At 37.5% G+C, this 13,165-nt stretch carries 14 protein-coding genes; 11 read left to right on the top strand and 3 right to left on the bottom strand.

Translation table 11 applies throughout. The features are described 5' to 3' along the window. Nucleotides 1-16: 16 nt before the first annotated feature. Entirely contained in the window at nucleotides 17-499 is a 483-nt protein-coding gene (locus AC4G3L_RS06395; protein ID WP_491076254.1) for a GAF domain-containing protein, read from the bottom strand. A 216-nt stretch (nucleotides 500-715) separates the two neighbouring features. Between AC4G3L_RS06395 and refZ the strand changes: the two genes are divergently transcribed. Then, complete coding sequence (gene refZ, locus AC4G3L_RS06390) at nucleotides 716-1,348, top strand: forespore capture DNA-binding protein RefZ (RefSeq protein ID WP_491076125.1); 633 nt, start codon at nucleotides 716-718, stop codon at nucleotides 1,346-1,348. 30 nt (nucleotides 1,349-1,378) lie between these two features. Here refZ and hisJ read toward each other — a convergent pair whose 3' ends face one another. Then, on the bottom strand, nucleotides 1,379-2,173 hold the full coding sequence (gene hisJ, locus AC4G3L_RS06385) for a histidinol-phosphatase HisJ (RefSeq protein WP_491076253.1): 795 nt from the start codon (nucleotides 2,171-2,173) through the stop codon (nucleotides 1,379-1,381). Nucleotides 2,174-2,372: 199 nt separating this feature from the next. On the opposite strand from hisJ, the gene ezrA reads away from it, so the two are divergent. The 5 genes from ezrA to mbcS all read left to right on the top strand — a co-directional run bounded on the left by ezrA (nucleotide 2,373) and on the right by mbcS (nucleotide 8,605). Next, nucleotides 2,373-4,067, top strand: coding sequence for a septation ring formation regulator EzrA (gene ezrA, locus AC4G3L_RS06380; RefSeq protein ID WP_491076124.1), 1,695 nt, complete (start codon nucleotides 2,373-2,375; stop codon nucleotides 4,065-4,067). 130 nt (nucleotides 4,068-4,197) lie between these two features. Continuing rightward, entirely contained in the window at nucleotides 4,198-5,343 is a 1,146-nt protein-coding gene (locus AC4G3L_RS06375) for a cysteine desulfurase family protein (RefSeq protein ID WP_491076123.1), read from the top strand. After that, the gene (gene thiI, locus AC4G3L_RS06370; RefSeq protein ID WP_491076122.1) at nucleotides 5,340-6,545 is read left to right on the top strand and encodes a tRNA uracil 4-sulfurtransferase ThiI; all 1,206 of its coding nucleotides are present in this window, start codon (nucleotides 5,340-5,342) and stop codon (nucleotides 6,543-6,545) included. The genes AC4G3L_RS06375 and thiI overlap by 4 nt, the downstream gene beginning before the upstream one ends. An 87-nt stretch (nucleotides 6,546-6,632) precedes the next feature. Then, complete coding sequence (locus AC4G3L_RS06365; protein ID WP_491076121.1) at nucleotides 6,633-6,833, top strand: alpha/beta-type small acid-soluble spore protein; 201 nt, start codon at nucleotides 6,633-6,635, stop codon at nucleotides 6,831-6,833. 194 nt (nucleotides 6,834-7,027) lie between these two features. Then, the gene (gene mbcS / locus AC4G3L_RS06360) at nucleotides 7,028-8,605 is read left to right on the top strand and encodes an acyl-CoA synthetase MbcS (protein WP_491076120.1); all 1,578 of its coding nucleotides are present in this window, start codon (nucleotides 7,028-7,030) and stop codon (nucleotides 8,603-8,605) included. Between the two features lie 62 nt (nucleotides 8,606-8,667). Here mbcS and AC4G3L_RS06355 read toward each other — a convergent pair whose 3' ends face one another. Continuing rightward, on the bottom strand, nucleotides 8,668-9,468 hold the full coding sequence (locus AC4G3L_RS06355; RefSeq protein WP_491076119.1) for an NAD kinase: 801 nt from the start codon (nucleotides 9,466-9,468) through the stop codon (nucleotides 8,668-8,670). Between the two features lie 125 nt (nucleotides 9,469-9,593). On the opposite strand from AC4G3L_RS06355, the gene sppA reads away from it, so the two are divergent. The 5 genes from sppA to tpx all read left to right on the top strand — a co-directional run bounded on the left by sppA (nucleotide 9,594) and on the right by tpx (nucleotide 13,009). After that, nucleotides 9,594-10,595, top strand: a complete 1,002-nt coding sequence (sppA, locus tag AC4G3L_RS06350) for a signal peptide peptidase SppA (RefSeq protein ID WP_491076118.1) — start codon at nucleotides 9,594-9,596, stop codon at nucleotides 10,593-10,595. 13 nt (nucleotides 10,596-10,608) lie between these two features. Further along, nucleotides 10,609-11,094 (top strand): RDD family protein, encoded by a 486-nt coding sequence (locus AC4G3L_RS06345; RefSeq protein WP_491076117.1) that lies wholly within the window; start codon nucleotides 10,609-10,611, stop codon nucleotides 11,092-11,094. Between the two features lie 148 nt (nucleotides 11,095-11,242). Continuing rightward, entirely contained in the window at nucleotides 11,243-11,881 is a 639-nt protein-coding gene (locus AC4G3L_RS06340) for a DUF2953 domain-containing protein (protein ID WP_491076116.1), read from the top strand. Nucleotides 11,882-11,915: 34 nt separating this feature from the next. Next, nucleotides 11,916-12,383, top strand: coding sequence for a GerW family sporulation protein (gene ytfJ / locus AC4G3L_RS06335; RefSeq protein WP_491076115.1), 468 nt, complete (start codon nucleotides 11,916-11,918; stop codon nucleotides 12,381-12,383). Nucleotides 12,384-12,508: 125 nt separating this feature from the next. Further along, entirely contained in the window at nucleotides 12,509-13,009 is a 501-nt protein-coding gene (gene tpx, locus AC4G3L_RS06330) for a thiol peroxidase (RefSeq protein WP_491076114.1), read from the top strand. The last annotated feature ends 156 nt before the right edge of the window (nucleotides 13,010-13,165 follow it).

Below are 13,165 nucleotides of genomic sequence, written 5' to 3'. Positions count from 1 at the left end.
AGCTTAGCCCTATTATTTATTTGATGGATTGAACAAGTGTATCAACAAATTGTTTTAAGCCATTTTCATCCTCTTCATCAAACCGGTTCTTTGATGGACTGTCTATATCGAGTACGCCAATAAGACGGTCATCTTTCAGTATTGGGAGAACAATTTCTGATTGGGATGCAGCATCACAAGCGATATGTCCGGGAAATTGATGAACATCCATTACCCTGATTACTTCTCTTTTTTCAGCTGCTGTTCCGCATACTCCCCGGCCTAAAGGAATTCGTATACAGGCTGGAAGACCCTGAAATGGACCAAGAATAAGCTGATCTTCTTCATAAAGATAAAAGCCGACCCAGTTTACATCATCTAAAAATTGATTTAATAAGGCTGATGCATTGCTTAAATTGGCGATTAAATTGGTTTCCCCCTCCATAAGTGCTTTAAGTTGTTTTGCCACTAATTGATAGTTTTCCGCTTTTGGTTTGGTATATTTTTCGGCTTGAAACATCATCATTCTCCTTTCCTTGTCATTCTCATTTGAAAATAATATCTAACCATAGTCAGTACGTGCTTTTTGTCGATAAGTTATAGGAGGATAAGTCCCTTAAAAGAAGAAGTACTTCATATAAGGGGATAATCCAGGTGAAAGACCTGTTTGGCATGTTAAGACAGTTGTATCATCTAATATTTCCTGAAAATGTCCATCATAGGGGGAGATGAATTTATGGATAAACTATCTACTAAAAAAGATGACATTTTTGAAGCTGCTGTCTATTTATTCTATATGAAAGGTTACTCGGCAACTTCAATCCGAGACATCGCCCGTCGTGCCGGAGGTAACTCTGCTAATATCGCGTATCACTTTCAGCATAAACAAGGTCTTCTTGAATATTGCTTTACAGATTTTTTTGAAGGCTATACGAAAGGAATTGAGAATATAGCTGAGCAGCTCCCAATAATTGGTCCTAAGGAATGCATCTTAAAGTATACCAAATTTTGTTTGCGGTATTATAGAGATAAATATTGGTTAACTCGACTGGTATTAAGAGAAATTTCGGTAGACTCAAGTTTAAACAGGGAAATTTATACAACTTATTTATCGAAAGAAAAATATTTTATCAATTTATTCCTTGATACAGGTATGGATTGTGGTGAATTAAAAAAGGTTAATCGATCTATGTTTGTTATGAAACTAAAAGCCTTGCTGAATGAACCATTTATTCAGGCCCAGTATTTCATAGAGGTTTGGCAATTGTTCCCAAACGAATTATATTTTATAAACACCTATCAATTAGAAATTGAACGTTTCCTTAAAGACTGTCTATTTGAAGATCGTATTTGTCCTGTTCCCATCTAATCAGATGCTAAACATTTTAACTTTAAGTTACTATTTGCGGTGTCCCAGTGTATCTAAACCTCTTCCAAGATCGGTTGGATGGTGAGCATCAGACCCATAACAGAGGGGAATCCCCATATTCATGGCTGCTTCAATTATGGGAAGAGGGGGATATGTTTCACCACATAAAGATTTAAAAAGACCAGCCGTATTTACATCCAGTTCATATCTATGTCTTTTAATTAATGAAAGGATTGGCAGTAAATAGGTTTCTAAATCCACTTTGCTTGGAAACTTTTTCTGAAATTTTGTTATTAAAGAGATATGACCGATTCTTCTAGGCTTAAATGGTCCCAAATCACTTATGATCGATTTTTGAAGCGTATGGAAATAGGCTTTATACAATAAATCGACAGACGTGTACTGTTTAATCATAGAAGCGAATTCCGTTTCACTGTAATCGAGGCAAAACCATCGGTCATTATTGTTTAAAAAATGAACAGATAGGATGGAATCATCCAAATAAGGGCCAATTTCATTCAAGAATGTTTTCGTCTCGTTTTCCCAGCCTTCTATATAATCGACTTCCAGTCCGATATTAATGGTAATCTTCGCTTTATACTTCTGTTTACAGCGCTTTATCTCCTCTATATATAGGAATAACTGTTCCATTTGTATGGCACTATCACGTGTAGGTGCTGGATCTAGGAATCCCTTGGGTAAAGGTGCGTGTTCTGTAAATGTGATTTCTTCATATCCCAAATCAATCGCTTTTTCGATATAAGCAGTAATAGGTTCATCGCTTCCGTGCGGACAATAAGAGGTATGTACGTGTCCGTCCTTCATTCTCATTAAAAAAGACCTCCTTTTCGACATAATTATCGTATTCTTAATAATTTCTGGACACTAAAAGAGAGCATTGGACAATTTTTTGCAGAAAAAGTAGATTTTATTAGTTAAAAATACTTTATACCATGTTATCATTAAATCATTGATATGAACTTATTTAGATATTATTTGTCTCGTGTTGAATAGGAGGCTTCATATGAAGTATGTGATAGGGATACTGGTGATTATCTTCATTGCTTTTATTGTTGGAATATTAGCAAGGAAGAAGCACTACAGAGAAATAGATCGACTTGCAGATAAAAAAATAGACATCATGAACAGGCCAATCGCAGAAGAACTGGCCCGGGTAAAAAGCTTGAATATGACTGGGCAAACAGAAAGAATGTTTGAAAGATGGCGCAATGAATGGGATATCATTCAAACTGATCGCCTTGCCGAGGTTGAGACGTTGCTGTTTGATGCAGAAGAATATGCAGACAAGTATCGGTTTAATAAATCTGTACAGGTTCAAAGGCAAATGGAGCACGTTATGGATGAAATAGAAATAACGCTCTCAGCCATGCTCCATGAACTGAATGAACTTGTGGGCAGCGAGGAACAAAATAAAAAACTGGTTGAAGAGCTTTTACTAGCATACCGTGAAGAAAAGAAACGACTATTGGCGCATCGTCATAGTTACGGAGAAGCAGCGGAAAAACTTGAAGAGGAATTTGACAAGCTTGCTCAAGATTTCGAAATATTTACTAATCAGACAGAATCGGGAGATTATTTGGAAGCCAGAGAGCAAGTCCTTGGAATACAGGCTAAATTGCAAAATCTAAAAGAGAAATTAGATGTCATTCCCGATTTAATTGGACATTGCCAAATACATATACCAGGACTTTTACATGAACTGAAAATGGGATATGCGGAAATGTGTGAGCAAGGATATCCGCTGGGCCATATGTATTTTGAGACAGAAATCGAAAAAATGGAACAGGATTTAGAGACATACAGGAATAATATTGTGGAAACCAATATCGAAGAAGCCGCAAAAGGGATTGAAGAATTAAACGTATCCATTCAATCCTATTATGACCTTCTGGAAAAAGAGGTTATGGCCCGTCAGTATGTCTTATCCGTTAAAGATTTATATCAGCAAAAGCTGGATAATTCAATTGACCAGCTCGATAGGCTTGATGAAGAGACCGATTTGGTTAAACAAATTTATCAAATGCCTGAAAAAGAACTGGAAGCACGATCTAATATAGACAAAACGCTGATTACCTTAAAATCAAAATGGGAAATGCTCAAAGAAAAAATAGTAGAAAAAGAGACCGCTTATACTGCATTGAAAGAGGACATCATAGGGCTTGATTCCAAATTGGATGAACTGGAAGGCTTGCAAAAAGAATTTGAAGAGAAATTAAATACTCTTCGTAAGGATGAAATGGAATCAAGAGACTTGATCAGAAAGCTGCAAAAAAACATGTCGGAATCCATACGTATCATTAAAGCAAGCAATATTCCAGGTCTACCGACTTCCTATGAATTAATGGTCGTTCAGGCAAAGGAAAGTATTGCGGAAGTAGTGGGGAAATTAGAAGAAAAACCATTGAATATGAATGCGGTCATGCATCATCTTGATATCGCAAGTGTTGCGGTTAGTCGTGTTCAGGAGGCTACTGTTGAATTGACTGAACAAGTGCTGCTGGCTGAGAAGGTGATCCAATATGGAAACCGATACAGAAGCCAATACCCAACAGTCGCTGTTGCCCTGACTGAAGCAGAAAAGCAATTCCGTAATTATCAATACCAGGATGCTTTAGAGCAAGCTGCTGAAGCGATTGAAAAAGTAGAACCGGGTTCACTAAAAAAAATTCAGGAGTTTCTTGAACATAGCCATGTATAGACCAGTCTGGACTTACCAGTCTGGTCTTTTACTTTGTCATTTCGGCATAAGATGAAGCCAATAGAGAAAATTACTTTATAAACAGAATGGGATATGCTACATTTTCTTATTGATAGGAAGGGGAAAAAGCATGATTTATTTAGATAATAGCGCAACAACAAAACCTTATAAGGAAGTTATTGATTCTTTTACAAAGGTTTCAGAAGATTATTGGGGCAATCCATCTTCTTTGCATGGTTTCGGAAACAAGTCTGAGAAGCTGTTGACACAGGCAAGGGAGCAGATTGCAAGTCTTCTGGGAGTAAAGGGTACTGAAATTATCTTTACCTCGGGAGGGACTGAGAGCAATAATCTAGCTATTAAAGGGATAGCAGAAAATTATCGAAATAGAGGGAAGCATATTATTACGTCCTCCGTGGAACATCCTTCCGTAACAAAACCATTTGAACAGTTAAAGAAGATGGGATACGAGGTAACCTATCTGCCGGTCAATCAAGATGGCAGAGTGGAATTACAACAAGTAAAGGAAGCAATACGTGAAGATACCATTTTAGTGTCGGTCATGCATGTTAATAATGAAGTAGGCACTATACAGCCAATTTATGAAATCGGTGATTTACTAAAGAATTATCCTAAAATACATTTTCATGTAGATGGAGTCCAGGGATTTGGTAAAGTTGAACTATCTTTACGTGATGCTTATATCGATTTATATTCTTTATCAGGACATAAATTTCATGGACTGAAAGGAACCGGAATTCTTTACGCAAGGGAAGGGGTTACACTTTCGGCCTTAATGTCAGGGGGTAACCAGGAAAGAGGGCTGCGCAGCGGCACTGAAAGTTTGGCTGGTGCTGTATCGTTAGCTAAAGCAATGAGATTGGCTAAAGAAAAGAGCAATGACGGCATTGTCAAAATGAGCGAGTGGCGTTCCAGGATTCTTCATGGTCTATCCAGCATAGAAAATGTTGTGATTAATTCACCCAAAGAACATGCAGCACCGCATATTATTAATTTTTCCATTCCTGGACTTAAATCAGAAACCTTCGTTCATACTTTGGAGGAGTTTGGGATCTATGTATCAACAAACAGTGCTTGTTCCTCAAAGAAAAAAACGGTTAGCCAAACACTTCTCGCTATGGGGAAAAATGAGAAAATAGCCGGTAGTTCTATAAGAATCAGTTTGGATTATGATCATTCACCCGAAGAGATAGACAAAGCGATTATGGAAATTGAAAGAGCCATCCAAATGTTAAGTGAGGTAAGAAAGAAATGACAAAATTTGATCATATTGTAATCCGCTATGGTGAGATTACATTAAAGAAACGAAATCGTAAAGGCTTTATTGCTCAATTACGTAAAAATATAAAAAATGCATTGGTAGATTATCCGGAGGTACGTATTGAGGCGCAGCATGAGAGAATGTACATCCACTTACAAGGTGCAGATCACCAACCAATTATTGATATTGTTAAAAAAATATATGGGATTTCATCCGTAAGTCCGGCATTGAAAGTAGATAAAGAAATTTCTGCAATCCAGGAATCTGCTTTGTTTTATATCAATCATTTAACAAGGAAAATCAGTACATTTAAAATTGATGCTAAACGTGCTGATAAGACATTTCCGTATTCGACGTATGATTTAAATGGATTAGTGGGGGGCTATTGTTTGCAGCATGTGGACGGATTAACAGTAGATGTCCATAATCCGGATTTGAAGTTGAGGGTGGAAGTCAGAAAAGATGCAGCTTATATAACTGGTGAAAAAATCATTGGAGCTGGAGGATTGCCAATTGGAAGCAGTGGTTCAGCTATGCTTATGCTTTCAGGAGGGATAGATAGCCCAGTCGCCGGTTATTTAACCATGAAGAGGGGAGTGGAGATAGAGTGTGTGCATTTTTACAGTCCTCCCTTCACAAGCGAACGCTCGAAACAAAAGGTAATAGATCTGGCTAATAAGCTGGCAGAAGTGAATGGGCGAATGGTGTTACATGTTGTACCATTTACCGAAATTCAAAAGTTGATCCAGAAACAAATACCAGATAATTATACAATGACGACTACACGAAGATTAATGCTAAAAATCACAGATGCAATCAGGGAGAAACAAAATGGGCTTGCGATTGTAACGGGAGAAAGTTTAGGGCAGGTAGCCAGTCAAACGATGGAAAGTATGTATACCATAAATGAGGTAACAAATACTCCGATTCTTAGGCCGCTTGTAGCAATGGATAAAACCGAAATTATCGAGATTGCTGAGAAAATTGATACCCATGATATATCAATCCGCCCTTATGAGGATTGCTGTACAGTGTTTACACCTTCCAATCCAAAAACAAAGCCAAAAAGAGAAAAAGTCGGTCATTATGAAAGCTATGTCGATTTTGATCCTCTGATAAGTGAGGCCCTTGAGAATTCGGAAATGCTGATTTTCACAGGTAAAAAGGAGAAATCCGAAACAGAAGAATTATTCTAAACCTATTTGTGAACAATTACCATTCTTAATCTGGAATGAAGATATGTGTTTTTACACACTCTATTATCACAAGGAGGTGAAAAACACATGTCAAACAACACAAACAATCTGTTGGTACCAGGAGTTGAACAAGCTCTTGATCAAATGAAATACGAAATTGCTTCTGAGTTTGGTGTACAACTTGGAGCAGAAACAACAGCTCGCGCTAACGGTTCAGTTGGTGGAGAGATCACAAAACGTTTAGTACAAATGGCTGAACAACAATTGGGTGGAGGATACTCCAAATAATTAAATAACATGGCTACAGAAAGCGGATCTAGGTCCGCTTTCTTTTTTTTATAGGTTAAAATCTCTACTTGCCCGTCTCTTGTTCTTACTCAATGAGAAATCCACCTGCAATAATTTGATTTTTCTGACTTTTTCCTTATATGGATGTATAATGAAGGTTGATTACCATTATTTGTATAAGGGAGGAAAGAGAGTTGGAAAATCACAGCCTAATCGCACCGGAACAATATAATCTAGTCAGTGAAGTGGAGAAATATAAAAAGGATGGCATGAGAACAGCTTTAATTTGGGAGGATGAATCTGGAGAGAAGCAACAGATTACGTATGGAGAATTAATGAAAAAAGTGAATAAGGTTGGTAATATTTTGATGGAGGAAGGGCTGAGTGAGGGGGACAAGGTATTAGTAATGATACCTCGTTTAATTGAAGCTTATGTAATCTATTTAGCTATATTAAAAATTGGAGCAGTGGTCATACCATGTTCGGAAATGCTACGAAAAAAGGATCTTGCGTATCGAAGTACACATTCAGAAGCCAAGGCTATCATTGTCCATAAACCCTATACCGCTTTATTTACAGAAATTATAGCGAAGAAATCTTTTGTCATTAATGGCAATGAAGAAGGATGGATTCAGCTGGATGAAAAAATGGTACATGCATCTGGGGAGTTAAAAATAGCAAAAACAAGCAGAAATCATATAGCTTTTTTATCCTATACATCTGGTACTACGGGGCAACCGAAAGGAGTAGTTCATACTCATGGCTGGGCATTTGCACATCTCAGGACCGCAGCATCAAATTGGTTGTCAATCAGTGAAAAAGATGTTGTATGGGCAACAGCAGGTCCTGGTTGGCAGAAGTGGATTTGGAGTCCATTTTTATCTGTCCTTGGTTCGGGTGCTACGGGTTTTGTTTACCATGGCAAATTTGAAGCAGATAAATATTTATCACTAATTGATGAGCATTTGATAACGGTTTTATGCTGTACGCCTACAGAATATCGATTAATGGCAAAGGTAGATCATCTTAACAGGTATAGCCTTAGAAGCTTACACAGTGCGGTTTCAGCGGGTGAGCCGCTTAATAGAGAAGTGATTGATACGTTTCAAAAACATTTTGGAATTACTGTACGTGATGGATATGGGCAAACAGAAAATACCCTTCTTGTGGGTGTCATGAAGGGGATGAAGGTAAAGGCAGGATCCATGGGAAAGCCAACTCCGGGAAATATAGTAGAAATCATTGATGATGAGGGACGGATCTGCCAAAATGGCGAAGTTGGCGACATAGCTGTCCATATAACTACCCCTGCATTATTTAAAAATTATTATAAGGATCCGGAACGTACAGCTATGCAGTTTAGAGGTGAATTTTACATAACTGGAGACAAAGCGAAAAAAGATGAAGACGGGTATTTTTGGTTTGAAGGACGACGTGATGATATCATCATTAGTTCTGGGTATACAATAGGACCATTTGAGGTGGAAGACGCCTTGGTTAAGCATCCATATGTAAAAGAATGTGCTGTTGTTGGGAGTCCGGATGATGTGAGAGGACAAGTGGTAAAGGCATTCATTGTTTTACAAAAAGGGGTGGATCCTAATCACCCTCAACTAATTAAGGATCTCCAAGACCATGTGAAGCAACTGACTGCTCCCTATAAATATCCAAGAAAAATTGCCTTTGTGGAGGAATTGCCCAAAACAATCAGCGGCAAAATCATGCGTGTCAACTTAAGAAACAAGGAATCCGAATTATATAAAATGCGCTAGTCATACCAACAAAAAGGATGATCCTCAGTAGAATCATCCTTTTTGTTTAGTGTAGAAATCTCTTAGAGGAATGTTCTTTGTACTTTTTCCCAAAAAGAATTATGGCGTAATTTAACTGTCTTAATATATTTTCCGCTCAATTTAAAATCCAATCGATCGATTGCTTGAATACTCATGGCTTCATTGTCCATCCCAATAATCGGGTAATCGTTTTCAATATCTTTAACTTGAAGGGAGAGCGTGCGATTCGGCCCCAGAATGAAAGAGGAACCAAGAGTACGATAATGGTTATTATTCATTGATGCTATTTCACTCACCTGCATACAGTCAAGCAAAGGATCTACAACTGCACCATTGACTGACTTATTGTAGGCTGTACTTCCTGTCGGTGTGGATATAATCATACCATCGCCACGGAATGTCTCAAAGAAGATATCATCAATGTGAACATCTATAGCAAGTGTTTTGACTAATGCCGAACGGAATGTACATTCATTTAAGCACTCAAAACGTATTTCATGATCGATTGTTCCTTCAATAGTAGGATATTTTCTTACTTCAATGACGGGCTTAGTGACGGCTTCTACCATGCTTTCAGTATCATTGATATAAAAATCGCAATACATATTTAATTGTTTATTCAGTGAAATGCCTGCATATAGACAATCCTCTCTAAACCCCGTTTTACGTACTGCCTGTAGAAATGTACCATCATCTCCAACACTAACAATAATGTTGGCATCTTTATGTTCATCAACTGTAGTAAATCCAAAGTTGACTATTTTTTCCTTTAATGTGTTGATTCTTTCAACTATTTCGTGCCCTTGTTTGTAATAAAAAAAGATATTTCTGCGTTCTCCCATTTTGTACCCTCCTTGTAGGTTTAGGTAAATCTAATACTAATTTTACCCAATATGGTGATATAATCATTCTATCATGAATTATAAGAACATTTGAATTACTTAAGTAGATTGGGGGACAAAATAGTATGAGCAAAAAAAGATGGTTGGCACTTGGAATAGCAGCAGTAGTATTTTTTGTATCCATTCTCATGAATACAGTCTCATCACTTTCTAGTGAAGAATCTGTTATGACAGACTTATTTGAAGATGCCTTATATGAGGAGGACATCATTGAAGAAGGGGATGTGAACAGTCAAATTGTAGTCATGGATGTAGAAGGGGTCATTCAGGACACAGGCGAGGAAGAAAGCTATTTTACAACTGAAGCCTATAATCACCGATCCTTTATGGAAAGATTAAATGCTATCAAGGACAATGATAAGGTGAAAGGAATTATTTTACGAGTCAACAGTCCTGGTGGCGGTGTTGTGGAAAGTGCAGAAATCCATAATAAATTAATGCAAATTAAAAAAGAAACAAAAAAACCAATTTATGTATCTATGGGTGCACAGGCTGCGTCCGGTGGATACTATATTTCAACACCGGCAGACAAGATATTTGCCAGCCCGGAAACATTGACAGGATCACTTGGAGTCATTATGCAAAGCTATAATTTCGAAGGTTTGGCAGAAAAGTATGGAATTGATATGGTCACCATTAAAAGCGGTAAGTTTAAGGATCTTATGAACCCATTCAGAGAAGTAACGGATGATGAAAAGGAAATTCTTCAATCCATGGTTACTAATTCCTATGATCAATTTGTGAAGGTCATTGCAGAAGGTCGGAATATGTCTGAGGAAGAAGTAAGAAAAATTGCCGATGGCCGAGTATATGATGGACGCCAGGCAAAGGAAAATCATTTAATCGATGAGTTTGGCTATTTAGAGGATGTCATTACCAATATGAAAGAGAATGAAAATTTAAAAGAGGCACAAGTGGTTCGTTTAGCCGAATCAGGTAGCCTAGGCTCATTATTTACTATGAAAATGCAACAATGGATCGGTTCTCCCGATGAGGTAAGCACAATTAAAAATATAATGACTGAAAATCAATCACCACGGATGATGTATTTATATTCTGCGGATTAAGGAGGATACAAGTATGACCGATTATCAAGAAGAGATGACTTTAACTGAACAAGTACAGCCTCCTGACTCTGTTCTGGGTCATCAACGTGCGGGTTTTTGGATGAGGTTTTGGGCATATCTCATTGATTTAATTGTAATAGGTAGTTTAAGTCGATTATTTATTAAACCAATCTTTAGGATATTTGATATTCCTATGGAAGATACAGGAATCTTATCCATCTATCTAATTGTGGATTCCATAGTATTTTTCGGTTACTTCGTTCTTACTACCAAATTATTATCTCAAACTCTCGGGAAAATGATTATGGGCCTTCGAGTTGTTATGCTGAATGGAAAGCCTTTGGATTGGAAATCGGTGATCTTTAGGGAATGGATTGGCCGATATATTTCAGCCGTGTTCATGCTCGGCTACATCGTCATTGCCTTTAATCCGAAGAAACAAGGCTTTCATGATATGTTCAGTGATACGGTAGTTGTGTTAGAAAAACGAAATGGATGAATTAAATTTATAAAAAAACTGCTCCTTCAATTTTTTTGAAGGAGTCTTTTTTTTTAACCTTAAAAACTCATTTTATTTAAATAAGTTTAAATAGCGCCATTCCTGACTATACTGTTTGTTTGAAAACATATTGGGAGGGATATAAACGATGAAGCTTATATTACTGATTAGTTTGGTTGTGCTGATTCTTATATCCATCTTTTTACTATCGAAAGTAACCATACATATTGAATACTATCACGGTCAAGAAAGGGATAGAGCAGTTATTAATATTCGGTTATGGAGAGGGCTTATTAGCTATTCTAAAGAAGTACAGTTGTCTGATAAAAAATTTCAACCTTCTTCTTACCAAGAAAGTACCTATCGGCAAGTTAATCAATCGCCCCATCGAGCCTCTGCTAAAACAGAATCTATATCAATGGAAGATATTCAGGTTGCCTTTCAACAGCTGAAGGAGATATTGGCTCAATTAAGAATTTATCAATCGGACACAAAGAAGTTTACCTCTAAAATCGAATTATCAGACTTACAAATGGAAATCCATTATGGCACTGGAGAAGCATCCACTACAGCTTTGGCAACAGGAGTATTATGGGGCTTATCTGGTGGGATTATCAGCATCATCAGCCAATATTTTTTATTAACAGTACTTCCTGAAATTGAAATCATTCCGCATTTTTCGGTTAAGAAGCCATTTGAAACTAAAATCGAATGCATAGCCCGTCTGCGAATGGCAAAAACTATTCATACAGGTTGGAAACTGGCACGTCTATTACTGAGGAAATGAAAGTACAAAATGCGGATATACAGGAGGTTTTAAAATGTCCAATCATCCAATCGAAGGCCTAATGAATTCGGCTATGGAAAACTTAAAAAGTATGATTGATGTCAATACAATAATTGGTGATCCTGTAGAAACCCCTGATGGCAGTGTGATTATGACAGTGTCAAAGGTTGGTTTTGGCTATGCAGCCGGCGGAAGCGACTATCAAATTAGCCGGAGTACCCAGGGAACTGGCGAAGAGCATCGTCATCCATTTGGCGGAGGAAGTGCAGGTGGAGTTTCGATTACGCCGATTGCTTTTCTGATTGTAAATGCACAAGGGGTGAAAATGCTTCATCTAGATGAAAGCACACATCTTATTGAGAAAATACTCGAGTCAGCGCCGATTGCAATGGATAAAGTAGGATCTATGATTTCCAAGATGGGAGATGGCAATAAAAAAAATAACTCCAATCCGTCTTCATCTGACTCGTCTACAGGTGATTCAGAGAACAATTTCATGTAAATGGTAGTAAGAATTTTAATGTAACCACATTTCATATGCGAATGTGGTTATTTTTTTACAAAAAGTATGAATATCTCTATACTTAAAATTGAAGAGATAATATCGGGACATAAGGAGGAATTGGTGTGGCAACAGTAACATTTAAAGGAAATCCGGTTACTTTGATTGGTAAAGAATTAAAAGCAGGTGATTCTGCACCAGATTTTACAGTGCTGGCAAATGACTTATCCCCAGTAACCCTGAAGGATACAGACGGGAAAGTAAGAATTATCAGTGTTGTACCATCTTTGGATACAGGTGTTTGTGATGCACAAACTAGAAAATTCAATGAAGAGGCAGCAAAATTAGAGGATGTTGTTGTACTGACGGTTAGCATGGATCTTCCTTTTGCTCAAAAACGCTGGTGCGCAGCAGCAGGTTTAGAAAATGTGATGACGGTGTCTGATCACCGTGATGGTTCTTTTGGAGAAGCATATGGTGTATTGATGAAAGAATTACGTTTATTGGCCCGTTCTGTCTTTGTTATCGACAGCGCTAATAAAATAACATATGTGGAGTATGTTCCTGAAGGCACTACTCATCCGCAATATGAAGCGGCACTTGAAGCGGCAAAAGCTGCGAAATAAATTTTAAAATAAAAGAAATGAACTGCCCCTTGAAGTTAGACAGAGATTCTAACATTAAGGGGCGTTTTTTTGGCGTGAGATAAGTCTTCTTTGTTTTATGAATGAATTAGACTTGTTCTTTAGGAAACGTAATACTACAATGGGGAAAGTAAATGT

The sequence above is a fragment of the Bacillus sp. z33 genome, from assembly GCF_058313615.1.
The sequence above is the reverse complement of the archived record's forward strand: the minus strand, read 5'-3'. Positions and strand labels throughout refer to the sequence as shown.